Origin of the sequence: Bacillus sp. TH22 (assembly GCF_016651015.1) — a bacterium.
Lineage (GTDB): Bacteria > Bacillota > Bacilli > Bacillales > Bacillaceae_G > Bacillus_A > Bacillus_A mycoides.
In genome coordinates this window covers 2,482,859-2,506,699 of the sequence record NZ_JAEKER010000001.1, presented here as the reverse complement: position 1 = coordinate 2,506,699, position 23,841 = coordinate 2,482,859, and the positions used below count along the sequence as shown (strand labels likewise).

General features: G+C 34.6%; 21 protein-coding genes and 1 pseudogene. 17 read left to right on the top strand and 5 right to left on the bottom strand.

Translation table 11 applies throughout. The features are described 5' to 3' along the window. Positions 1-95 precede the first annotated feature (95 nt). The 16 genes and pseudogenes from JFU18_RS12715 to JFU18_RS12645 all read left to right on the top strand — a co-directional run bounded on the left by JFU18_RS12715 (position 96) and on the right by JFU18_RS12645 (position 17,378). Positions 96-662 (top strand): glycerol-3-phosphate responsive antiterminator, encoded by a 567-nt coding sequence (locus tag JFU18_RS12715; protein ID WP_002010401.1) that lies wholly within the window; start codon positions 96-98, stop codon positions 660-662. Beyond that, positions 659-1,756, top strand: a complete 1,098-nt coding sequence (locus JFU18_RS12710) for an ABC transporter ATP-binding protein (protein ID WP_201034686.1) — start codon at positions 659-661, stop codon at positions 1,754-1,756. The genes JFU18_RS12715 and JFU18_RS12710 overlap by 4 nt, the downstream gene beginning before the upstream one ends. After that, positions 1,756-2,688, top strand: coding sequence for a carbohydrate ABC transporter permease (locus JFU18_RS12705; RefSeq protein ID WP_002125116.1), 933 nt, complete (start codon positions 1,756-1,758; stop codon positions 2,686-2,688). Before JFU18_RS12710 ends, JFU18_RS12705 begins: the two co-directional genes overlap by 1 nt. After that, complete coding sequence (locus tag JFU18_RS12700) at positions 2,685-3,506, top strand: carbohydrate ABC transporter permease (RefSeq protein ID WP_002125118.1); 822 nt, start codon at positions 2,685-2,687, stop codon at positions 3,504-3,506. Before JFU18_RS12705 ends, JFU18_RS12700 begins: the two co-directional genes overlap by 4 nt. Positions 3,507-3,533: 27 nt before the next feature. After that, the gene (locus tag JFU18_RS12695) at positions 3,534-4,910 is read left to right on the top strand and encodes an ABC transporter substrate-binding protein (protein WP_201034687.1); all 1,377 of its coding nucleotides are present in this window, start codon (positions 3,534-3,536) and stop codon (positions 4,908-4,910) included. Between the two features lie 407 nt (positions 4,911-5,317). Beyond that, a complete protein-coding gene (locus tag JFU18_RS12690; RefSeq protein ID WP_060750505.1) occupies positions 5,318-6,022 on the top strand; it encodes a metallophosphoesterase family protein in 705 nt (234 codons plus the stop codon). A 212-nt stretch (positions 6,023-6,234) separates the two neighbouring features. Further along, the gene (locus JFU18_RS12685) at positions 6,235-6,906 is read left to right on the top strand and encodes a response regulator transcription factor (protein ID WP_002091066.1); all 672 of its coding nucleotides are present in this window, start codon (positions 6,235-6,237) and stop codon (positions 6,904-6,906) included. Positions 6,907-6,917: 11 nt separating this feature from the next. Beyond that, entirely contained in the window at positions 6,918-8,156 is a 1,239-nt protein-coding gene (locus JFU18_RS12680; RefSeq protein WP_201032431.1) for a sensor histidine kinase, read from the top strand. 234 nt (positions 8,157-8,390) lie between these two features. Next, complete coding sequence (locus JFU18_RS12675) at positions 8,391-9,212, top strand: hypothetical protein (protein WP_002140315.1); 822 nt, start codon at positions 8,391-8,393, stop codon at positions 9,210-9,212. Positions 9,213-9,255: 43 nt separating this feature from the next. Continuing rightward, complete coding sequence (locus tag JFU18_RS12670; protein ID WP_201050315.1) at positions 9,256-9,984, top strand: C39 family peptidase; 729 nt, start codon at positions 9,256-9,258, stop codon at positions 9,982-9,984. 293 nt (positions 9,985-10,277) lie between these two features. Further along, positions 10,278-11,321: pseudogene (locus JFU18_RS30655) on the top strand (HAMP domain-containing protein); the annotation flags it as partial. Then, the gene (locus JFU18_RS30650) at positions 11,313-12,260 is read left to right on the top strand and encodes a methyl-accepting chemotaxis protein (RefSeq protein WP_440582278.1); all 948 of its coding nucleotides are present in this window, start codon (positions 11,313-11,315) and stop codon (positions 12,258-12,260) included. The pseudogene JFU18_RS30655 and the gene JFU18_RS30650, both read left to right, overlap by 9 nt. 78 nt (positions 12,261-12,338) lie before the next feature. Next, positions 12,339-13,943, top strand: a complete 1,605-nt coding sequence (locus JFU18_RS12660; RefSeq protein ID WP_201032433.1) for a sensor histidine kinase — start codon at positions 12,339-12,341, stop codon at positions 13,941-13,943. Next, on the top strand, positions 13,940-14,647 hold the full coding sequence (locus JFU18_RS12655) for a response regulator (protein ID WP_201032434.1): 708 nt from the start codon (positions 13,940-13,942) through the stop codon (positions 14,645-14,647). Before JFU18_RS12660 ends, JFU18_RS12655 begins: the two co-directional genes overlap by 4 nt. 122 nt (positions 14,648-14,769) lie before the next feature. After that, the gene (locus JFU18_RS12650) at positions 14,770-16,116 is read left to right on the top strand and encodes a 2-hydroxycarboxylate transporter family protein (protein WP_016093372.1); all 1,347 of its coding nucleotides are present in this window, start codon (positions 14,770-14,772) and stop codon (positions 16,114-16,116) included. A 59-nt stretch (positions 16,117-16,175) separates the two neighbouring features. Continuing rightward, the gene (locus JFU18_RS12645) at positions 16,176-17,378 is read left to right on the top strand and encodes an NAD(P)-dependent malic enzyme (RefSeq protein ID WP_085309029.1); all 1,203 of its coding nucleotides are present in this window, start codon (positions 16,176-16,178) and stop codon (positions 17,376-17,378) included. A 293-nt stretch (positions 17,379-17,671) separates the two neighbouring features. On the opposite strand, the gene JFU18_RS12640 is transcribed toward JFU18_RS12645, so the two are convergent. Together JFU18_RS12640 and JFU18_RS12635 are read right to left on the bottom strand one after the other, a co-directional pair. After that, positions 17,672-18,196, bottom strand: coding sequence for a DUF4871 domain-containing protein (locus JFU18_RS12640; RefSeq protein WP_201034688.1), 525 nt, complete (start codon positions 18,194-18,196; stop codon positions 17,672-17,674). A gap of 115 nt (positions 18,197-18,311) precedes the next feature. Next, positions 18,312-19,238 carry a DMT family transporter gene (locus JFU18_RS12635; RefSeq protein WP_002091048.1) on the bottom strand — a complete coding sequence of 309 codons (927 nt, stop codon included), beginning with the start codon at positions 19,236-19,238 and terminating at the stop codon, positions 18,312-18,314. Between the two features lie 120 nt (positions 19,239-19,358). Between JFU18_RS12635 and pdxR the strand changes: the two genes are divergently transcribed. Next, complete coding sequence (pdxR, locus tag JFU18_RS12630) at positions 19,359-20,759, top strand: MocR-like pyridoxine biosynthesis transcription factor PdxR (RefSeq protein WP_201032435.1); 1,401 nt, start codon at positions 19,359-19,361, stop codon at positions 20,757-20,759. Positions 20,760-20,793: 34 nt separating this feature from the next. Here pdxR and JFU18_RS12625 read toward each other — a convergent pair whose 3' ends face one another. From JFU18_RS12625 to JFU18_RS12615, 3 genes are all read right to left on the bottom strand, one after another. Continuing rightward, a complete protein-coding gene (locus JFU18_RS12625) occupies positions 20,794-21,306 on the bottom strand; it encodes a GNAT family N-acetyltransferase (RefSeq protein WP_002029700.1) in 513 nt (170 codons plus the stop codon). A 146-nt stretch (positions 21,307-21,452) separates the two neighbouring features. Then, positions 21,453-22,916: a HAMP domain-containing sensor histidine kinase gene (locus JFU18_RS12620; RefSeq protein WP_201032436.1), complete on the bottom strand. Its 1,464-nt coding sequence runs from the start codon at positions 22,914-22,916 to the stop codon at positions 21,453-21,455. A gap of 77 nt (positions 22,917-22,993) precedes the next feature. Next, positions 22,994-23,665: a response regulator transcription factor gene (locus tag JFU18_RS12615; protein WP_016126538.1), complete on the bottom strand. Its 672-nt coding sequence runs from the start codon at positions 23,663-23,665 to the stop codon at positions 22,994-22,996. Between the last annotated feature and the right edge of the window lie 176 nt (positions 23,666-23,841).

The window sequence follows — 23,841 nt, the reverse complement described above, 5'->3', positions numbered from 1 at the left end:
GTGCTCTATTCCCTAGAGTTCAAATAAGGAGAAAGGTGTTCTATGTAAGTAGGTGTTTTTAGTTTGGATAAAAATAGAAAAGCTAGGTGGAATAAATGTTTAAAGAACCTTATATTGCGATGATAAAGGATTGGAAAGGGTACAAAACATACAAAAAATTACCGAAAACAGTTTTTCTTATGACTGGTTCAATGCTGGAGTTACCAGAGCGTGTATATGAACTACAGAAACATGGACACGATGTATTTCTTCATTGTGATTTTATACAAGGCTTAAATACGAACACAGAGGAAGCACTTTTATATATTCAAGATGTTATCGGAGCACAAGGTATTATTTCGACAAAGGGATCGACAATTCGAAATGCCAATAAAATTGGATTGAAAACGATTCAACGCATTTTTATTGTTGATACTTTATCTCTTACAAAATCAATTGAAAATTGTAAAACGACTAAACCGAATGCAGTAGAGATTATGCCTGGCATTATGCCTTCTATTATTAAACAGCTAGCGGAGGAAATAAAATTCCCTATTATTGCAGGTGGGCTGATTCAAACGCGAGAGGATGCAGAAATCGCAATTCGTGCAGGAGCAAGTGCAATTTCAACGAGTCATTATGAAGTGTGGATACAAGAAGAAAAAAGGAGTGCAACCTTGTGATTGAATTGAAAAATGTTTCAAAGGTATATAAAAATGCGGAAGAGACAGCAGTTAAAGACGTATCAGTTCATATTAAAAGAGGAGAATTTTTTGTTTTAGTTGGACCTTCGGGATGTGGAAAAAGTACATTATTACGAATGCTGGCTGGTTTAGAAGAAATTTCTTCGGGAGATTTAATTATTAATGAACATGTTGCAAATGATTTAGAGCCGAAAGACCGTAATCTATCAATGGTATTTCAAAATTATGCATTATATCCACACCTAACTGTAGAAGAAAATATTTTATTTGGACTTAAGGTAAGGAAGGTACAAAAAGAAGAGCGACAAAAGCGATTAATGGAAGCTATTGAAATGGTAGGACTGAAAGAGTATGTGAAAATGAAACCGGGCCAATTATCAGGCGGGCAAAGACAGCGTGTTGCACTTGCTAGGGCCATCGTCAGTCAAGCACCGATTTGTTTAATGGATGAACCACTTTCGAATTTAGATGCGAAATTACGTGCCCAGATGAGGATTGAAATTAGAGAAATTCAGCAACGATTAGGAATTACGATGATTTACGTTACTCACGATCAAATAGAAGCAATGACTATGGGAGATCGTATTATGGTTTTAAATAAAGGAAGTATACAACAAGTTGGAACACCGCTTGATATATATAACGAACCAGCAAACGAATTTGTTGCAAGTTTTATAGGTTCTCCTTCTATGAATATAAATGATGGGGAAGTGGATAAAGAAAAAGGCACATTACATATAGGGCAATTGCAAATTCCATTATCTATTGGACAGTTAAAGCAATTACCAGAAGGAATAATTCGAATCGGCATGCGTCCTGAGCATATTGCATTGTCTGAGGAAGGACAAGAAGTTACGCTGCAATCTGTAGAAGTATTAGGGAATGAATCTATATTAAACTTTGCGGTAAATAGAACAACTTGGAGCGCGAAAGTCATCGGACAGTTACTCCTGAACAAAGGTGACAAAGTAAAATTATTATTCTCGCAAGAAAAACTATGCTTCTTTCACCAAAATACGAATGAACGATTAAAAGTGGTGGCTGAAGAAGAGTTGAAAGTGGTGGCGAAATAATGATTGAAGTAGGTAAGTTACCAGTTCAAACAACAGTGTCAAAAAAGAAGAGTTTATGGGGCAGAACGAAAGATTTAAGAATAGGATTATTGTTTTTGGCGCCATCTATTTTGTTATTTTCAATTTTTCTTTTCTATCCATTGTTTAGGACGATCTACTATAGCTTTTATTTAACAGATATACACGGAGAAGCTAATCTTTTCGTTGGCTTAGAAAATTATCAATATTTATTTTCGGATCCTGCTTTCTACAAAAGTATAAAGTCAACTTTATTATTTGTTTTATATACAGTGCCTACTAGCATTGTATTCGCCTTATTTCTTGCATTAATTGCAAATGAAAAAGTAAGAGGGATCGGGTTATTCCGAGTACTGTTTTCTTCAACGATGGGAATATCAGTAGCTGCTAGTGCAGTGATTTGGCTATTTTTATTTCATCCAAGTGTAGGGTTATTTAATAATATATTAGCCTCTATGAATCTTCCGGCAATCGCATGGTTAACGAGTCCGGACTGGGCACTGTTTTCTGTATCGGTTACAACGGTTTGGGTGAATACAGGATTTGCATTTTTAGTTATATTAGGTGGTTTACAAAATATTGATACGTCTTTATATGAGAGTGCATCTATAGATGGTGCTAGTTATTTACATAAGCTTCGCCGCGTCACATTACCGATGCTATCACCAACTTTATTTTTTATCGTGACAGTAACGTTAATTAGTGCATTCCAAAGCTTTGGACAAATTGATATTTTAACGCACGGTGGACCGAATGATGCAACGAATTTAATTGTGTACTCGATTTATAAAGAGGCATTTGTAAATCATCAATTTGGAACAGCAAGTGCACAAGCGATGGTATTATTTATTTTCATTTTTATTGCTACATTGATTCAATTTAAGTTTGCTGAGAGAAAGGTGCATTATAAATGATCGTTAAACAGTGGAAACAAAATTTCCTATTATACATGCTGCTCATTATTAGTGCAGTAATGGTGTTTTTTCCTGTACTGTATGCGTTTTTAATAAGCTTTATGACACCAGACGATATTCAAATGAGAAGGTTATTTCCAACTCAATTTACTTTTGATAATTTCATTAATATTTTTCAAAAAGTACCTCTTTTTACATACTTATATAACAGTTTAATTGTATCGACAGTTGTTATGCTTGGACAACTTATCGTATCCAGTTTAGCAGCTTATGCTTTTGTTTTTCTTCAGTTTAAAGGTAGAAACTTAATTTTCTTCTTGTTTATTTCAACAATGCTTATTCCGTGGGAAGCAACGATGGTACCGAACTTTTTAACGATTCAAAACTTCGGATGGATTAATAGTTTTGCTGGGATGACGGTGCCGTTTTTTGCAACAGCTTTCGGTATTTTCTTACTACGTCAACATTTTATGACACTTCCGAATGAACTGAAAGAAGCTGCTTTTATTGAAGGGATTGGAAATGTAAGGTTTTTATTCAGTGTTGTAATTCCGTATTGTAAAACGAGTTTTATTACGCTTGGAGTATATAGCTTTTTAACAACGTGGAATATGTATTTGTGGCCGCTCTTAGTAACCACTGATGAAAAAGTAAGAACGGTTCAAATTGGTGTAAAGCAGCTTCAATCTCAAGAAGTTGCAACTGATTGGGGCAGTGTAATGGCCGGTGTTACGGTTATCGTCATTCCAACGTTGATTTTACTATTTTTAGGGCAAAAGCAATTACAAAAAGGATTAACAAAAGGTGCAATTAAATAAGCATACATAGGAAAAGGTGGGATTGAGATGAGTTTATTGAAAAAAAGTGCTGCTCTTTTAATGGCAGCCACAATGGCATTAACCGGCGCAGCGTGTTCAAATAGTAAAACAGAGGGGAAACCTGAAGCACAGGCAAAAGTAGCTCCAGTTGAAAAGAATGGTGATAAAACTGTAATTCGTTTCTGGCATGCAATGGGTGGAAAAACACAAGGTGTACTAGATGGGCTTGTTGCAGACTATAATAAGTCGCAGAATAAATACGAGATAAAGGCAGAGTTCCAAGGAACATACGAAGAGTCTTTAACGAAATTTAAAACGATGTCTGCAACGAAAGAAGCGCCAGCTCTTGTTCAATCGAGTGAAATTACAACGAAGTATATGATTGATAGCAAAAAGATTACGCCTATCGATAGCTGGATTAAAAAAGATAAGTACGATACATCAAAATTAGAAAAATCAATTACGAACTATTATTCAGTTGATGAAAAAATGTATTCTATGCCGTTTAATTCATCTACACCAGTATTAATTTATAATAAGGATGCTTTCGCGAAGGCTGGATTAGATCCAGAGAAAGCTCCGCAAACATATGATGAGTTAAAAGAAGCGGCGAAAAAGTTAACGATTAAAGAAGGCGGAAATGTAAAGCAGTATGGATTTTCAATGCTGAATTATGGTTGGTTCTTTGAAGAGTTGTTAGCGACACAAGGTGCTTTATATGTAGACAACGAAAACGGCCGTAAAGATGCTGCAAAGAAAGCGGTATTTAACGGAAAAGAAGGTCAAAAAGTATTTGGGATGTTAGATGAATTAAATAAAGCTGGTGCACTTGGAAAGTATGGAGCAAGTTGGGATGATATTCGTGCTGCGTTCCAGTCTGGACAAGTTGCTATGTATTTAGATTCTTCAGCTGGTGTTCGTGATTTAATTGATGCATCTAAGTTTAATGTAGGCGTTTCGTATATTCCGTATCCAGAAGATTCGAAACAAAATGGTGTTGTTATTGGCGGTGCATCATTATGGATGACGAATATGGTTTCAGAAGAAACGCAGCAAGGTGCTTGGGACTTTATGAAATATTTAACGAAGCCAGATGTACAAGCAAAATGGCATACTGCAACAGGATATTTCTCAATTAATCCAGATGCATATAATGAGCCGTTAGTAAAAGGGCAGTATGAAAAGTATCCGCAGTTAAAAGTAACGGTAGAGCAATTACAAGCAACGAAGCAATCTCCAGCAACTCAAGGGGCATTAATTAGTGTATTCCCAGAATCAAGAGATGCAGTTGTAAAAGCATTAGAAGCAATGTATGACGGAAAGAATAGTAAAGAAGCTTTAGATGAAGCTGCAAAAGCAACAGATAGAGCAATTAGTATTTCAGCTCGTACGAGTCAAAAATAAGAGAAAGCCGCATCCTTTTTCAGGATGCGGCTTTCTTTATTGGGAGATAAGGGATCAAAGAAATGATGAAGTCTTATCTCGTTTATATGAGTAAAGGGTCTAGAATGAATTTTGTCTTTTTCATTATTTGTTTAACTCCATTGCAACTTGTTTCCCATTTACGAAAACCTCTGCCACCGCTACTACAACTTCCATCACTTTTTTCATATCTCATCTCTCCTTGTTTTTTGTTTCATTTCTTACTTTTAGTATAAAGAAATATAGTAATTGCAACTATCGAATTGGATGACAAGAGACTTACATTGTTGTAAGGATAATAGTTTTAGTTTGTAATAAATGTGATTCAGAAGTTTCTGTCGTTTTGAATTATAATTAGAAAGAGAATGGTTTAGAAAGAAGGGGAAGAAATGAAGAGAATACTTGTTATTAGTGATATTCATGGGGAAATAGAAAAGTTCGAACAATTATTGGAAGAAGCTCACTACGATGCAAAACAGGATCAACTAATTTTGTTGGGGGATTATGTAGATCGTGGTCCAAATGCGCGTGCAGTAATTGAAAAGGTAAAAGAGTTAAAAGAAGCGGGAGCCCTCGTTCTAAAGGGCAATCATGAAGATATGATGATTAAGGCGTTAACGACAGATGAGGAACGTTCATGGAACCATTGGGTAAAAAGGAATGGTGGGGATAAAACGTTATATAGCTATGGATTTGTAGAAGAAGACATTGCGGTTAATGAGGAAAACTTCCAAAAACCGATTTTACAATCTCATATATTAGAGGAACATGTAACGTTTATTCAAGAATTAGATCATTACATTGAAACAGAAGAGTATATCTTTGTACATGCTGGTGTTGAGCCGATGAATCGAGTTTCTGAATCAGAACCATATACATTAATGTGGATCCGTAATGAATTTCATAATGGATATAGCGGCGAAAAGGTTGTTGTATTTGGCCATACGGAAACAAAAACGCTTCATGGCAGTGAGAATTGCGGAGTGTATTTTGGTAGTAATCGTATTATTGGAATTGATGGCGGGGCTGTGTATGGTGGTCAGTTAAATTGTTTGGAGTTGCCAAGTAAAAAGGTATATGTAGTAAAAAATTGAAAGAGATAAGAGGAATCTTATTTCTTTCAATTTTTTATTAAGCAAAATTTAAGAAAGAGCCTTTATAATAAAGGTTCAAAATTTTATATCGAGCAAAACTTTAGAAGGAAATAGTTGAAAATGAAATTACATAATATGATTACATTATTTCGTTATGAAGAGAAGAGATGCAATAATAAAGAGAGTTGAAATAGATTGTGGAAGGTGAGAATATGCGCTTACTTGTAGTAGAAGATAATGCCTCGTTATTAGAGTCTATCGTACAAATTTTACGTGATGAATTTGAAGTGGATACGGCAATGAATGGGGAAGACGGCTTGTTTTTGGCGCTGCAAAACATTTATGATGCAATTTTGCTTGATGTGATGATGCCAGAAATGGACGGATTTGAAGTGATTCAAAAAATACGTGATGAAAAGATTGAAACGCCAGTCTTGTTTTTGACAGCGAGAGATTCTTTAGAAGATCGAGTGAAAGGATTGGACTTTGGTGGAGATGACTATATTGTTAAGCCGTTTCAGGCCCCTGAATTAAAAGCGAGAATTCGTGCATTACTACGCAGAAGTGGTAGTTTAACAACACAGCAGACCATTCGCTATAAAGGAATTGAATTGTTCGGAAAAGATAAAGACATTCAAGTAGATGGACAAGGTATTAAGCTGACATTAAAACAATACGAGCTACTAGAGTATCTCATTCAAAATAGCGGGAAGATTTTAATGCGTGAACAAATTTTCGATCGTGTTTGGGGATTTGATTCAGATACGACAGTAGCAATTGTAGAAGTGTATGTACATCATTTACGTAAAAAATTAGAACCATTCGGTTATCAGAAAGATATTCAAACCGTTCGAGGTATTGGATATATATTAAAAGAACAATGAGAAAGGGAAGCATGTTTCAAAAGACACGTATTCGTCTAACTATATTGAATTCGTTAGTATTCATCCTATTAATAGGTGTATTAGGTAGTATTATTTATTCGTACACATACAAGCGTACTTATAATGAAGTGGATCAATCTATAAAAATGATAACTCAGTATAGAGAAAAATTTGATGTTAAAATGCCACCACCAAGAAAACGTATAGAGAATATCAAAATTCGAGACCCACGGATAACTATAATAACTTGGAATGGAAAAATAGTGGAGATAGAAGGCGATAACCATAAATTTCGCTCTAACTTTGAAGGGGATTTGGAAAAGTTTTCTCCAAAAAAGGTAGGGGATTTGCAAGATATTGAAGTGCAAGGACGATATTTTAGAACGTTTGCGTTTCAAGAAGATGGAAAAATAGTTCAAATTGTACGTGATACAACAGCTGAAGAAGAAATGCTAAATACTTTATTTTTAATTCTCATAATAGGTTGTAGCATAGGCAGTCTATGTGCAATAGGTATCGGTTTTTTCCTAGCTGGCAGGGCACTCATACCTATTCAAAATTCATGGGAGAAACAGCAGCAATTCGTTTCCGATGCATCACATGAATTAAGAACACCGCTTGCAGTTATTCAATCAAAAACGGATGTATTATTCCAGTCCCCATCCGCTACGATAGAAGAAAAAGCCGTGGATATCTCTACAATTTCAAAAGAATGTAGGCGGCTATCGAAACTCGTTAGCAATTTATTGTTGTTAGCACGTTCGGATTCTAATCAAATTGAGATGGAAAAGAAAACATTTGAACTGGATAAGTTGTTAGAAGAAATTATAAATCCATATAAAGAAATTGCCTCTTATCAAGAAAAAGCGATGATATTAAAAGTAGAACGTGATATAACGTTTATGGGTGATAGAGAGAGAATCCATCAAATGATGGTCATATTGTTAGATAATGCGATGAAGTATACGAATGAAGATGGGCATATTCAAATTGATTGCACACAAACGAGTAATTCAATTCGTATACGGGTGAAAGATAATGGGATAGGAGTTAAAGAAGAAGATATTCCAAATTTATTTGATCGTTTTTATCAAGGAGACAAAGCAAGAAGTATGTCAGAAGGAGCTGGGTTAGGTCTTTCAATCGCTAATTGGATTGTAGAAAAGCATTATGGAAAAATATCGGTAGAGAGCAAATGGGGAGAAGGAACTTGTTTTGAAGTGATTTTCCCTAAAAATCAAAGAATATAAGTGAGAAGACGATCTTGTTTTTACAAGGTCGTCTTTTTTTTAAGGGAAAGTTAAGAAACAACTTGTATCATGTATTACATCATGGAAACTTGTGATGGAAAGAAAAGATGTAAGTTTTTTTGAATGAACTGGATAAATCATAAGGTTATTTCTAACAGAGATGAAGTTTATGCATAGTATAAAAAAATTTATGGGAAAGCTGGAAAAAGAAAGCGTGAGAGGGAGGAAGAAGTCTTGAAAAAGAAAATGATGACGGTATTCACTATTGGAGTAATGAGTTTAAGTATATTAGGGGGTGCCTCCCCTTCTGGAATGACAAAAGGAAAGACAGATTACACGCAGCGTAGTAAAGAACAATTAAATGATGGGAAAATACATGCAATGCATACGGAAGAAAAAGCGGAAAAGTTAGGCATTGAAACGGATGGGAAAGAACAAATTACGTTAGAAAAAGAAATTCATGAGACGGAAGTAGGAAGAGAAGCTAATCAATTAGGTATCTCGGCAGAAGGGAAAGATGTTGGAATTCTTTCAGAAGAAATTTATGAAACAAAAGTGAGGAAAGAAGCGTTGAAACTAGGAATATCTATAGAGAATACGTCGATTGTAAGTTTAATTGATCAAATTAATAAGATTAAAATTAATAATGAAGCAGAAAAGCTTGGTGTTTCAACTGAAGGAAAAGAAATAGAAGAGATTGAGGAAGAAATCTACGGAACGAAAGTTAGAGAAGAAGCAGAAAAGCTAGGTATTGCTCAACAAGGAAAAGAGATGGAAGAGTTAGCAGGGGAAGTGTACGAACAAAAAGTACAGGAAGAAGCAAAAAAATATCATATTGATTTATATGGCAAAGATATATATCAAGTATTAAGAGAAATAAATGAGCAAAAGGTAATAGAAATAGCAGATGAGCTAGGTATGGATAGAACGAATTTGAAGATTCAAGATTTAGCGGAGAAGATAAATCTTGAACAACCTGAAAAGGGAAAAGAGCTTAAGTTTGTTCCTATGGTTCAAACAGATGCTAATGCGTTTTATTCGTATTTAACGAATTAAAAAGGGCGTGAGAGTGATACGAAAATGGAAGTGGTATATATGTATGGCCTTACTATGTATAGGGGTATGGGGTGCATATACAAATGGAATTACAAAGTATGTGGAGAAAGTAAAGGGGTTACTATTTTCAAGTGTACAAAGTCAAAAACGGATAGAGTTTAGTAATAACGATGAAAAAGTCATGTTATCAAATGTGCCTTTAATTCAGCAATTACCAGAGTTAGATAGAGGCTGCGAAGTAACAAGTTTAGCGATGATGTTACAATACGCAGGTGTTTCTGTAGATAAGATGAAATTAGCAAATGAAATAAAAAAAGTTAATTTTATGGAAGATGGTGTACGTGGGAATCCGAATGAAGGATTTGTAGGGAATATTTATACCTTTTCTGAATCCGGATACGGTGTATATCACGGACCACTTTTTCAGTTAGCAAAAAAATATTTACCGAATAAAGCTGTGGACTTAACAGGGAAGAGTATAGAAGAAATTTATAAGAGTGTAAAAGCAGGGCACCCGGTAGTCATGATTACGAATGCAACATATGCTCCTTTAGATGAAGATGAATTTACTACATGGGAAACAAATAGTGGGGATGTTTCTATTACGTATAATGAACATTGTGTTGTACTTGTTGGGTACGATAAGGAATCTGTATATATTCGAGATCCCCTCGATGATAGCTTAGATGTAAAAGTGCCAAGAGAAAAATTTGAACAGGCATGGGTGCAGATGGGGAGTCAGGCAATTAGCTATGTAAATAACTCCAAATAAATTAGGAATAAGAGCATGAACTATATAACTATAAGGTGAAGGATAAAGATTTAAGAAATTGTAAGAGAAGGTTTGCAGATTTTTTTGAAGAGAAGCTGTTAAAAAACAAGAGAACTTTAGCTTATTATATATGCTAAAGTTCTCTTGTTTTTTAGGATTAAAATGTTTAGGAGAAGTGGATATGTAAAAATGCATAATTGACGAAAAAATTACATGTTATCATTATATATTGTTTTATACATGTTGATTGTATAAAATTACACAAGTGTTCTATTACATAAAGGAGGATTATTATGCAAAAAATATTTAACTGGGTTAAATGTATGAGTATCAAGAAAAAATTAATCATTTCATTTTTTCTTATTTTAACTATACCAGGACTTATTATCGGTGGTGTTTCATATCAAACTGCCAAAACAAATTTTGAACAACAAATTACAGGTAAAGCAAAGGAAAATATTTCAGTTTTAAATACTGTTATTTCTCAAAATATAGAAGAGAAATTTGTTGATGCGGCGTACTTTGCAGACATTTTAACAGAGGATACATATCCAAACGGACAAGAAGAAATAGTAAGAACGAAGTTAGCGCAATATATAAAACTTCATCCAGAAGTAGAAGGTATTTATATTGGAACACAGGCAGGAAAGTTTATAAGAGAACCATTTATCCAAATGGCTGATGGCTATAACCCAACAGATAGATCTTGGTATAAAGAAGCGTATGAAAATAAAGGAAAGGTAATTGTTACTGCACCATATCAATCAGCATCTACTAAAAATATGGTAGTGACAATTGCTAAAGAAGTAAAAGATGGTAAAGGTGTTATAGGAATTAATTTAAATTTAGATAACATCTTAAAAATTTCCAAAATGATTAACATTGGTGAAAAAGGTTATGCAGTTATTCTAGATCAAAATAAGCAAATTGTTAGTCATCCATCTAGAAAACCAGGTGCAAAAGTTACTGATCCGTGGATTAAACCAATTTATGAAGAAAAACAAGGAAATGTGTCTTATACAGAACAAGGTGATAAAAAGAATTTAATCTTTGCAACAAATGAGAAAACAGGATGGAAAGTAGTTGGAGTTATGTTCGACGAAGAAATTACCCAAGCTGCGAATCCAGTGTTTTATAAGACTTTGATTGTCATTGCTATCGCTATTGTATTTGGTAGTGTATTAATTTATTTCATTACAAAGTCTATTACAAGACCATTAAGAAAAATAGCTGACTCGGCACATAAAATTAGTAAGGGAGATTTGACAGAGAAAATTACAATCCATTCCAAGGATGATATAGGGAAATTAGGGAGTTCATTTAATGAAATGTCTGCCTCTTTACAAGATGTGATTACTCAAATTAGTTTTTCAGCAGAACATGTCGCTGCATCGGCTGAAGAGTTAACAGCGAGCGTACAGCAAGCAAATGATGCGACAGATCAAATTACAATTGCAATGGAACAAGTATCAGGTGGGGCTGAATCACAAAGTCAAGGTGTTGAAGAAGGTGCGGCTACATTACAACAGGTAAATACAGCAATTCAAGATGTAACTGGAAGCGCGGAATCAATTTCTATCTCCTCATTACATGCGAGAGAAAGAGCTGAAGAAGGGGAAGAATTGGTTGAACAAACAGCAAAACAAATGCAGTCTATTTCTAAATCGGTATCCGAGTCAGATGCTATTATTAAACTTCTTGATGAGAAATCAAAGCAGGTAGGAGCTATTTCTGAAGCAATTCAAAATATTGCTACTCAAACGAACTTATTAGCTTTAAATGCGGCTATTGAGGCGGCAAGAGCAGGTGAGCAGGGAAGAGGATTTGCTATTGTAGCTGATGAAGTTAGAAAATTAGCAGAGCAATCAGGAGAATCATCTGGAGAGATTGCAAATTTAATTGCAGAAATTAAGGCTGATATTGAACATACTGTTAAGGCAATGGATAATGTGAGTGGGGAAGTTCAACAAGGCTTAGATGTTGTAACAAAAACGAAAGTAAGTTTTACAGAAATTTTAAGTTCTACTACTCATATTGTTTCTCAAGTTAATCAAATGGTAGAAACAACGAAGAGAATCGCTGGAGATGCAAATGAAGTGACAAACGCTATTGATGAAATTGCAGCGGCTGCAGAAGAAAATACAGCTAGTATGCAAAGTGTTGCAGCTTCAACAGAAGAACAAGTAAATTCGATGGAAGAAATTAGTTCGGCTTCGCAAAACTTAGCTGAGATGGCCGAAGAACTACAAGCAATGACTAGTAAATTTAAAGTATAATAACAGCAAATAAGTAAGGTGAAAATAATATCACCTTACTTATTTTTCTATTCAGTAATTAGGGGAGTCATTAACGGGATGAAAAAAAGAAAAAGACTATGGAATTTATGGAAAACGATTACATTGTTAGTTTGTACAGTTGTAATTTTTTCTTTACTTGTGACAGATATATTAATTAGTCATAATGTAGAACGGACAACGGAGGAAAGCCAGGCAGAGAAAGCGAAAACAATTGCACACATTGTGGCGAATGATTCAGTTGTAATCAATGGTTTGATTGGGAAAGCAGATACTTCAGCAATCCAAACGTATACAAATAGAATATTAAAAAATACAGGTGTTCAATTTATTGTAGTTATGGATATGGATGGAATAAGAAAATCTCATCCAAATCCTCAAAAAATAGGTCATCATTTTATTGGGGGAGATGAAGGACCTGCATTGAAAGGGAAGGAACATGTATCGCTAGCAGAAGGAACTTTAGGTATTTCAATGCGAGTGTTTGTACCAATATTTTCTGAAACAGGTGAACAACTTGGCGCGGCGGCCGTTGGTATCTCGGCAGATAATGTAAAAGAGAGAGTTAAGGAAAGTAGACATATTATTTATATCGGTGTCGGAGTTGGAGTATTAGTCGGACTTATAGGAGCAATATTGCTAGCTAGACATATAAAGAAAAGTTTATTCGGTCTTGAGCCGCACAGGATAGCGAAAATTCTTGAAGAAAGAAATACGATGTTACAATCTGTAAAAGAAGGCATTATTGCTGTAGATAAAGAGGCGAGAGTAACGTTAATTAATAATGAAGCGAAACGGCTATTTAAAAAAAGTGGACTTGAAGAAGACTTTATTGGTAAAGATGTTGAGTTGTATATGCCAAATTCGCGTATAAAAGAAGTGTTGCAAACAGGCGAGGTACAATTAAACGAAGAACAAAATATTTACGGAATTACGATAGTCACAAATCGTGTTCCTTTATATGTAAAAGGAGAAATAGTTGGCGCGATCGCAACATTTCGTGATAAAACAGAAATTAGAAAATTAGCAGAAGAACTAACTGGTATTAGGCTATATGCGGAAGCGTTACGGGCACAATCTCATGAATTTATGAATAAAATGCATGTCGTATTAGGGCTTACACATATGAAACAATATGAAGAATTACAAAAGTATATAAGCGGCATGGTATCAGAGCATCAATATGAAATTGGTGGGGTTATGAAAAGAATAAAAAGTCCAGTATTTGCTGGTTTTTTACTAGGTAAACTTAGCTATGCTAGGGAGAAAAATATAAAGTTAATTATAAGTGAAGATTCTTACTTGCCGGAAATATATGATGAAAGTATTACTCATGAACTTATTACGATTGTAGGGAACTTAATAGATAATGCATTAGAGGCAGTGATACATTGCAAAAAGAAACAAGTTGAAGTTGGGATACAATATCAGAATGCATTAACTATTACAGTACAAGATACGGGGAAAGGTATAGAAGAAGACGCAGTGGATGCATTATTTACAAAAGGTTATTCCACAAAAGGGGATAATCGCGGTTATGGTTTGTATCTTGTAAAAGAAAGTATACAGCGAATAAATGGGGAAATTCATATGCATTCATTAGTAGGAAAGGGAACAACGATAACAATTGAAATACCTAAAGGTAGGGATGAGAGGCAAATATGATTAAAGTTTTAATTGTAGAAGATGACCCGATGGTTGCGATGTTAAATACGCATTATTTAGAGCAAGTGGGAGGGTTTGAACTTGTCCATGCAGTTAACTCAGTTAAAGCAGCGATAGAAGTATTAGAGGAATCACGAGTAGATTTAGTATTACTTGATATTTTTATGCCTGAAGAAACTGGATTTGAGCTTTTAATGTATATTCGCAACCAAGAAAAAGAAATCGATATTATGATGATTTCAGCCGTACATGATATGGGGAGTATTAAAAAAGCATTACAATATGGTGTAGTAGATTATTTAATTAAGCCATTTACATTTGAACGATTTAAAAAGGCATTAACTATATATCGAGAAAAACTTACTTTCATGAAAGAACAACAAAAAATTAGTCAATCGGAATTAGATTCGTTAATTTTGCAAAAAGAAAAAAGAGAGCCTACTGTCACTAAAGAGCTTCCGAAAGGATTAACGAAGCAAACATTGCAATTAATTTGGAAGAAAATCAAATCACTTAATGGACAAGCATTTACAACTGATGAAATGGCGCAATTAGTAGGGGTTTCGAGAGTTTCTATTCGAAAGTATGTAATGTTTTTGACTGAAATCGGAGTATTAGAGAATGAAATGGTGTATCAAAATGTGGGAAGACCGGTGAGTAAATTAAGGTGTATTGACCAAAATAAAATAGACTTTTACGTATAAGCGACTTATTATAGGCCGCTTATACTTTTTTTAATTACAAAAGTAGTTACAAAACTTACAAAAGCTATTTTTACTATTGAAAGCGTTTTAATATTGTTATTAAGAAAACAAGGGGGTGCCATATGGGAATTCAAAAGAATGTGGAAGCGGTATCATTTTCTGAAGGCAATGAATTGAAAAGTGAATCTTTCGCTTCTAAAATTATGAACGTTAAAATCGGTGTTATACCTTTACCGTTATATGTAGTATTGGCTGCTATTATTTATGGAGCATCTGTATATAATAAATTACCAGCAGATATGATTGGTGGTTTTGCAGTTATTATGATCATGGGTATTTTCTTAGGTGACATTGGGATGAGAATTCCAATATTAAAAAATATCGGTGGTCCAGCAATTCTCTCATTATTTATTCCATCGTTACTTGTATTTTTTAACTGGATGAATCCAGCTTCAATGGAAGCTGCGACCATGTTAATGAAAAAATCGAACTTTTTATATTTATATATTTCTTGTTTAGTAGTTGGAAGTATTTTAGGAATGAACCGTAAAGTATTAGTACAAGGTTTCGTTCGTATGTTTATTCCTTTAGTAGTAGGGACGTTAGCTTCTGTAGCAGTGGGCTTATTAGTCGGTTCACTATTTGGATTTGAAATGAAGCAGACATTTTTCTTTATCATCGTACCAATTGTGAGTGGTGGTATCGGAGAAGGGATTTTACCATTGTCGCTAGCTTATAGTGATATTTTAAATGAATCATCAGCAACGTTTGTATCACAGCTTATTCCGGCAGCTATTATTGGGAATATGTTTGCAATCGTGAGTGCAGGGTATATGAAGCGTTTAGGTGAGAAGAGACCTGAGCTTAGTGGTAACGGTGTATTAGTGAAAACAGATAATCAAGCAGAGTTATTAAAAGAACAAAATACAGAGAAACCAATTGACTTCTCATTAATGGGAGCAGGTTTATTAATTGCGTGTACGTTCTTCATCTTCGGAGGATTTGCTTCTAAGTTTATCGGTATTCCAGGAGCAATCATTATGATTTTCTCAGCGGCACTTGTGAAATACTTTAAATTAATGCCAGCAAAAATGGAACAAGGAGCATTCCATTTATATAAATTTATTTCAAAGAATTTAACTTGGCCGCTAATGGTCGGTTTAGGATTGCTATATATTCCGTTAAAAGACGTAGCGGCAGTTCTTTCTGTAGGATATGTTGTTGTTTGTGCATCGGTTGTTCTTACAATGGTAGCGTCAGGTTTTCTTATAGGAAAAGTGATGAAAATGTATCCAGTTGAATCAGCGATTGTAACTGGATGTCATAGCGGTTTAGGTGGAACTGGAGATGTTGCTATTTTATCAGCTTCAAATCGTATGGAATTAATGCCGTTCGCGCAAATTTCGACGCGTTTAGGCGGGGCAGCAATGGTTGTAACAGCGACAATCTTATTAACAATGTTTTCATGATCAAACAAGCTAGCTATATTCATATAGCTAGCTTGTCAAATTAAGGGGAGATTATAAGTATGTTAGAAAATCAAATTAATGAAAGATCATTGTTATTGCATAAAGAGTTAGTAGGGAAAATTGAGATTACAAGTAAGGTAGAAGTAAATACAGCGGATGATTTAAGCCTGACTTATACACCAGGTGTAGCGGAGTCTTGCAAAGCAATTGCGGCAGATGAGGAAACAGCCTATGACTATACAGCACGTGGTAATATGGTTGCAGTTGTTTCAGATGGAACTGCAGTACTTGGTTTAGGGAATATTGGACCGAAAGCGGCTATGCCTGTTATGGAAGGGAAAAGTATTTTATTTAAGAAATTTGCGAATGTAGATGCTTTCCCGTTATGTTTAGGGACGACTGATGTGGATGAAATCGTTACCCTTGTTAAAAATTTAGAGCCTACATTTGCAGGAATTAATTTAGAAGATATTGCAGCACCACGTTGCTTTGAAATTGAAAGACGATTAAAAGAAGAAACGAATATTCCTGTATTTCATGATGATCAGCATGGGACGGCTATTGTCGTTTTAGCAGCCGTTATTAATGCATTAAAAGTTGTAAGTAAGCAAATGGATGATGTGAAAATTGTTATTAACGGTGCGGGTTCGGCAGGAATTGCAATTGGAAAATTATTATTAAAAGCTGGCGTAAAACATATTACGTTAGTTAGCTTAGAAGGTATTGTTTGTGAAGGTGAAACATGGATGAACGAAGCACAAATCGAAGTTTCAAAGAAGACAAATCGCGAATATGTACGTGGAACATTAAAAGAAGCGATTCATCAGGCTGATATTTTCATTGGCGTATCTGCTCCTAATGTATTAACGAAAGAACTTGTACAGACGATGAATGAGAAAGCGATTGTGTTTGCAATGGCGAATCCAATTCCAGAAATATTCCCAGAAGATGCATTAGAAGCTGGAGCTGCTGTAGTTGGAACTGGTCGTTCTGATTATTCAAATCAAGTAAATAATGTATTAGCGTTCCCTGGTATATTCCGTGGTGCATTAGACGTACGCGCGACTGATATTACAGAAGAGATGAAATTAGCAGCAGCATATGGGATCGCTAACATAATTACGGACGAAGAGCGTAATGCGAATTATGTAATTCCAAATCCATTAGATAAAAGAGTTGTTCCAAGTGTTGCAGAAGTAGTAGCGAAAGCAGCCATTGATTCAGGAGTGGCGCAAATTACGAAAATGCCAAGTTATAAATAGTCAAAAGCAGCGCCTTAAAAAGGCACTGCTTTTTTTGAGATAAGAAATCAAAATAATGAAGAAGTGTAAATTTATTCAAGCCCCTTTCATTATTTATTTAATTCCATTGCAACTTGTTTACCATTTATTAAAACCTCAGTTACTGCTACGATCACTTCTATCATTTTTTTCATCTCTCATCTCTCCTTGCGTCATTTCTTACTTTAAGTATAAGAGAAGAGAGATAATCCATCTATCGAAGTACGTGACGTAGAAATTACATTGTTGTAAGGAAGTGTTTCAGTTTTGTCACTTTATTCGGCATTGATTACAAATTGATCATAATATCTTTCATTCACATATATGTTTAATACCCATAATCCAGATGAAGGTAGTGACATTACGAGAGGGAGTTCCTTTACGGTTGTATCGACTGTATTTGAAGTAGTCCAAGTTTGTTTGGAGGTTTCTTTTTGAAAGAGTACTGGTGTTGGAGTTGTAGTTCCTTGTTTTAACGCGATAATAGATAGTTTTCCAGTTGGCATTTCAGGATCCAGGAAGAACCACATTATTTCATTTTGCTCATTTGCGATAATAGAGCTATCAGCCATTGCAATTTTTCTTTCAATGCCTTTTAACGGTATTTTTCCTTCTACGAATGATGGTGCTTCTTCCCAATTTACATCTTTTAAGACACTAAGGTGAAAAAAGGAAGGTGCGTTAATTTGAGAGGATGATGTTTCTAGTACTTCTTTTTTAGGTACATTTGAATCGGGTTGCATTTGCGCGCAGCCAGTAATGAGGAAGGAGAAAAGTAGCATAGTTCCGGTTTTTTTCATGGTGCCACACTCCTAATTTTTATTGTTAGTGTAATTGTATTTGCTAGCAGGCGGGACAATTCCTTTAAATCATAAAAAGAGGTCGTAAGTTTTGTACGACCTCTTTTGACATTTTCTATATTTGTTCAGTTGAAAAGGTTGGTTCTCTCTCTTTTTGAGGCATTGTTAAGAAAATAACAGAAAGAACAATACATACTCCGCCTAATAATTGATATGCTCCAAAAGACTCATTAAGCCAAGCGATTGAAACGATGGCAGCTACAAGTGGTTCAATGCTAGATAAAATACTTGTTTCTGTTGCTGCTAAATATTTAAGACTACCGATATAAAGAAGGAAAGAAAGAGTGCCGCTTATAATGATAAGAATAAGCATAGAAAAAGTTTGAAGTGTGAAAGTTTGCGAAATCTGATTCCATCCAAAAGAACGATTACAAATAAGCAGTGCAATCCCTCCAATTGACATCCCCCAACCAATTACTACAGTTGTTCCGCATTCTTTAATGAGAGAAGCTGGATGAAGGGTATAAAATGCAAATCCTATTGCCGTTAATAGTCCGAAAATAATGGCTGCTTTAGATAAAACAATATTTTCGATTGAGCCATTTGTAATAATAAAGTATGTTCCTGTTAGCGCAGTTATAATTGCGAGTATTTGCATAGAAGCAGGGAATTTTCTTTGCTCAAATGCAACATACATTGTAATAAGAACAGGGCCTAGAAATTGAAAGAGTGTTGCTGTGACCGCATTACTAATATGAACTGTTTCGATAAAAGCGTACTGCGCACCAAGCATGCCAAGAATAGAGAAAATAATAAGCTGTATAGAATGTCTAGGGTGTTTCCAAATTTGAAATATGTTTTGTTTCTTTATTAGTAAGAAAGACAAAATAAATATTCCTGCAAGCAACAAGCGAATTGTTAAAAAATCAAGTGATGATACGTTAGTATGTTGAAATAGCCATTGAATCATCGGTCCAGATAATCCCCATAATGTGGCTCCTGTAATAATCATAATGAGTCCGATACGTCTACTTTTGTTCATGATCATGCATCTCCTCTTTAGTATTTGATTTTTTATATGTGACATGATAAAAGGAATTATATATAAAATCTGGTACTGTAAAAAGTATCAGATTTTAGTTTTATTAAGGGGTCAGATATTATGTTAGAATTAACGCCTAATTTAAATATGAATAGTAAGAAGGCATTGTATGTGCAGTTGTATGAGTATATAAAAAAAGAAATTAAAGATGGAACGATTCCGGCTTTTACGAAATTACCGGCTAAGAGGAAGCTAGCAACATATTTACAAGTAAGTAAAAATACAGTAGAGGCAGCTTATGAGCAACTTCTTGCCGAAGGATATATTGAGTCGATTTCTAGAAAAGGTTATTTTGTATGTGAAATCGAGCAAATGATTCATGCGGAAGGTAGCGAAGAGGTAATAGGGGAAGTACCTTTTCAAGAGCAGGTGTATAAATTTGACTTCACTCAAACGGGTGTGGATACTAGCACTTTTCCGTTTCATGTATATCGAAAAATTACGAACGAGGTATGGCAATTTGAAAATAAAGATTTACTTTTTATTGGACATCCGCAAGGGGAGGTAAGTTTACGAGAAGCAATCGCGAGCTATTTGTATGAATCTAGAGGTGTGCGATGTTCGGCTAGTCAAATTGTAATCGGAGCTGGTACGCAAATATTAGTGAAGTTGTTATTTCAATTGTTAAAAGGAAGTGGTTATGCAGTTGAAAATCCAGGCTACCACCGAAAGATGGTTGTTTTCGAGCAGGGTGAACAAAATGTTCAAATGTTATCTTTAGATAAAGATGGTATTTGTATTTCAGAGTTAGAAAATAGTTCAGCTAATATTGTGTTTGTTACACCTTCTCATCAGTTTCCATATGGGATGATTATGCCTATCACGAGAAGGATGCAGCTTTTACAATGGGCGAAGAAAGAAGAAGGTAGGTATATTGTTGAAGATGATTACGATAGTGAATTTCGTTATTCGGGAAAACCTATACCGGCACTGCAAGGGTTAGATACAGACGGGAAAGTTATTTATATGGGGACGCTATCTAAAGCATTGTTGCCATCATTACGGATGAGCTATATGGTGTTACCAAAGAAATTGATTGAAAAGTATCAACAACAATATTTATTTTACACACAAAGCGTTTCAAGAATGGATCAAGAGATCATTAGGAAATTTTTAAATGACGGGCATTGGGAAAAACATATTCATAAAATGCGTGTTGTGTACCGAAAGAAGAGAGACCGTCTTGTTTCGGTATTAGAAAAATATTTTTCTAATCGCATTGAAGTAATAGGGGAAGATTCCGGCCTACATATTTTATTAAAAGTGCATAATGGGATGGAAGAGAAAGAATTAATGGAAGCTGCAGCTGAAAGGAGTATTAAAGTGTATCCTGCTTCGATATATTATAAGGAAGGGACTTCTCCCAAAAGTACAGTATTGCTTGGATTTGCGACTTTATTAGAGGAAGAAATTGAAGAGGCCATTCAATTATTATATACAGCATGGTTTACAAGAAAGTAAAAAAACATCCTCATAAATGGAGGATGTTTTTTTATTACTTTTCTTCATCTAGGAAAAGAACCATATGCTCTTCATCCCAATATTGTCCGTTATATTTTAATGAACGTTCTTGCACGCCAAACGTTTTAAAGCCTAATGACTCATAAAGTTTTTTTGCACCATCGTTTCCGACAACAACATCAAGCATAACTTGCTCTACTTCTAAAGATTTAGCAAGCTCAAGACATTCTTTAATAAGTGCTTTTCCCGCTCCAAGTCCGCGTGCTTTTGGAGACACGTATACTGAACCGATTTTTGCTTTATGTTCTTGTTTTACATATGGTTTCGTTTCCAGTGTTGCAACTCCGATTAAAGTGCCATCTTTAAATGCACCTAGTGTATAGTTCTCATCTTGTGCTAATTTTTGGGCTTTATATTCAATAGCACACTCTTTATTAATAATATCTTCATAAGAAGAGCTGAAAGCTTCCGGATTTTGTTTTAATCCTTCTACTCGAAGTTCTAAGTAAATTTCTGCTTCGTCTTTTGTTAATACATGGATATCCAATTGTATCACCCTCCAAATCTTTGACAGTTATACCTATATTTTATATTGAAATAAGAATAATTTCAAAAGCTTAGCTTATAATAGTTGGTTTTATAAATAAAATAGCACCAGTAGTGTTGACTACTACTGGTGATTTCACGCATATATTATACAAATGGCAATTCAATTATAAATTCTGTTCCGACTTCTAATTCGCTTTTAACTTCAATAGAACCATTATGAAGTTCTACAATTTCTTTTGCAACAGCCAGTCCGATACCTTTTCCACCTGTAGCTCGTGTTCTGGATTTATCGACACGGTAAAAGCGATCAAAAACATGTGGGATATCTTCTTTTGGAATACCTTCACCTTCATCTTGTACACTTATTGTAAAAGTATTTGCACTGGTTAGTACACGTATTATTATAGAAGTGTTTTCTGGTGAATGTTGATAAGCATTGTGTAATAAATTTAACATAACTTGTTCCATACGTCTTTCGTCTATGCAAACTTCTAAATCATCTTTGCAATGTACATGGAGTTGCATTTGTTTGTTTGTTAATGTTGTTTTTGTTTTTTCAACCATTCGTTCTAAAAATGGTTTAAGAATTACTTTTTGTTTTTTTATAACAAACTGGTGTTGCTCTAATTGGACAAGCATAAATAAATCTTGTACGAGATCGGTTACACTATCCGTTTCGTCTTCAATGATTTGTAAGTATTCTTCACGTTCTTCTTTCGTTAGAGAATCTCTTTTTGCTACCTTTGCATAACCTTTCATATAGGTTAATGGAGTTAGTAATTCATGCGCTACACTAGCGAGAAATTCGTTTCGTTCTTTTTTCATATACGTAAGTTCACTAGATAAATCTTCAATCGTTTTTGCTAAGCTTCCAAGTTCATCATTTCGTTTAATTCCTAATTGAATCGGCTTATTTAATTTTGACATTTTTTCTGTCGCCCGCTTCATTTTTATAAGCGGTTCTGTAATAACACGAGAAAAAACAAAGACAGAAATAGTAGTTAAAATAATTGTCAAAACACTAATGATAAGAAATTGATTCATGAGTTTAAGTAACATATTTTCTAAGAAAGATGTCTTTAATAACATATATAACTTACCTTGAAATCCTTGAATTTCCAGCGGGCTTACTGTTGAGATGAATTTTGATTTTTTCCAGTTTTTTTCAACGATTAATCCACCTTCTGGGATAGTCTCTGTTTTACAAGTAAGTTGTTTTTGCATTTCTTTCGTTACGGGTTCTGAGGTAGAAATAATTTTGCCGTTATTGTCTGTTATAATGATAGCTATATCAGAGTTAGCAATTAATTCTGATTCAACTAATTGTTCAGCCTCAGTGTTGATATCAAACTCGGGGTACACAGCACGTTTAGGCCGTTTACTGTGTTCAGCGCTTTCTGTGAGTTGCCTTTCTTTAGAATATGCACCCCACTTTGCGCGGTTTTTAATCATTTTACTATAGCGATTTCCTTTCTCTAAAAGAGCAAGAGTTTCCTCTTCAATGCGTATGTTTGAAAGGTTCTTATAAAAAGATACGAAGGCAATTGTTTCAATACATAAAGCTAATATTAAAAAGTATGTCCCAACTTTAAGGGAAAGTTTGCTCATTTTCTCACCATACCTTATTTCATATAGAGTGAAACTTTAATCAGTGGGGTTTTATCCATCCCCACTGATTAAAGTAATTATTCACTTTTCCATTTATATCCGACTTTATAGACAGTTTCTAAGTAATCTTCAACTGGAAATCCTTTTTTGCGTAACTTATCCCGTATATTACGAATATGTGAATCGATAGTTCTGTATTCGATGTCTGTTTGATAGCCCCAAATTTTTTCAATTAAATCATCACGGCTGTAAGCACGGTTTGTATTTTGTAAAAAGAGTCCAAGTAACGAGAATTCAATAGGAGTTAGTGAGATTCTTTCACCATAAACTGTAACAGTATGTTTCGTTTTATCCCACTCAATACCATTGAAGCTAACAAATCCGTCTTTCTTCGTACGGCGTAATATGGCCTCGATTCGCGCGACTAATACATGCTCATCGAATGGTTTTGTAATGTAGTCATCTGCTCCCATAGTCAGACCTTTGACCATATCATAATTTTGGTTGCGAGCTGTTAGCATAATAATTGGAACGTTGGAAATTTGACGGATTTGATAGCAAGTATCCCACCCATCCATATTCGGCATCATAACATCTAATAAAATAATATCGAAGTCCTTCTGTTCGATTAATTCTAGTGCTTCAAGGCCAGAAGTAGCTTTCATACAAAAATAGCCGCGAGGGCTTAAGAACAAATCTAATAATCGTAACATACGTTCTTCATCGTCTACTAATAAAATTTTCACCATAATCTTGTGCACCCCAAACTATTCATTCTACTTGTATAGTTTACATGAAAATAATAAAAAACTCTTTTTATGTGATTGAATGGATGGCTGATTTTTTCGATCTGGGCAATTGACATAAAAAATGCACTAGTTTTGCACAACTATTTTTTATAATAGAAAATGTAGCGACACAAATA

Coding starts and splice junctions, on each gene's coding strand:
- JFU18_RS12700 (WP_002125118.1), top strand. CDS start 2,685: ATGATCGTTAAACAGTGGAAACAAAATTTCCTATTATACATGCTGCTC.
- JFU18_RS12715 (WP_002010401.1), top strand. CDS start 96: ATGTTTAAAGAACCTTATATTGCGATGATAAAGGATTGGAAAGGGTAC.
- JFU18_RS12650 (WP_016093372.1), top strand. CDS start 14,770: ATGGGAATTCAAAAGAATGTGGAAGCGGTATCATTTTCTGAAGGCAAT.
- JFU18_RS12690 (WP_060750505.1), top strand. CDS start 5,318: ATGAAGAGAATACTTGTTATTAGTGATATTCATGGGGAAATAGAAAAG.
- JFU18_RS12695 (WP_201034687.1), top strand. CDS start 3,534: ATGAGTTTATTGAAAAAAAGTGCTGCTCTTTTAATGGCAGCCACAATG.
- JFU18_RS12615 (WP_016126538.1), bottom strand. CDS start 23,665: ATGGTGAAAATTTTATTAGTAGACGATGAAGAACGTATGTTACGATTA.
- JFU18_RS12670 (WP_201050315.1), top strand. CDS start 9,256: ATGGCCTTACTATGTATAGGGGTATGGGGTGCATATACAAATGGAATT.
- JFU18_RS12620 (WP_201032436.1), bottom strand. CDS start 22,916: ATGAGCAAACTTTCCCTTAAAGTTGGGACATACTTTTTAATATTAGCT.
- JFU18_RS12685 (WP_002091066.1), top strand. CDS start 6,235: ATGCGCTTACTTGTAGTAGAAGATAATGCCTCGTTATTAGAGTCTATC.
- JFU18_RS30650 (WP_440582278.1), top strand. CDS start 11,313: ATGTCTGCCTCTTTACAAGATGTGATTACTCAAATTAGTTTTTCAGCA.
- JFU18_RS12635 (WP_002091048.1), bottom strand. CDS start 19,238: ATGAACAAAAGTAGACGTATCGGACTCATTATGATTATTACAGGAGCC.
- JFU18_RS12640 (WP_201034688.1), bottom strand. CDS start 18,196: ATGAAAAAAACCGGAACTATGCTACTTTTCTCCTTCCTCATTACTGGC.
- pdxR (WP_201032435.1), top strand. CDS start 19,359: ATGTTAGAATTAACGCCTAATTTAAATATGAATAGTAAGAAGGCATTG.
- JFU18_RS12680 (WP_201032431.1), top strand. CDS start 6,918: ATGTTTCAAAAGACACGTATTCGTCTAACTATATTGAATTCGTTAGTA.
- JFU18_RS12705 (WP_002125116.1), top strand. CDS start 1,756: ATGATTGAAGTAGGTAAGTTACCAGTTCAAACAACAGTGTCAAAAAAG.
- JFU18_RS12660 (WP_201032433.1), top strand. CDS start 12,339: ATGAAAAAAAGAAAAAGACTATGGAATTTATGGAAAACGATTACATTG.
- JFU18_RS12655 (WP_201032434.1), top strand. CDS start 13,940: ATGATTAAAGTTTTAATTGTAGAAGATGACCCGATGGTTGCGATGTTA.
- JFU18_RS12645 (WP_085309029.1), top strand. CDS start 16,176: ATGTTAGAAAATCAAATTAATGAAAGATCATTGTTATTGCATAAAGAG.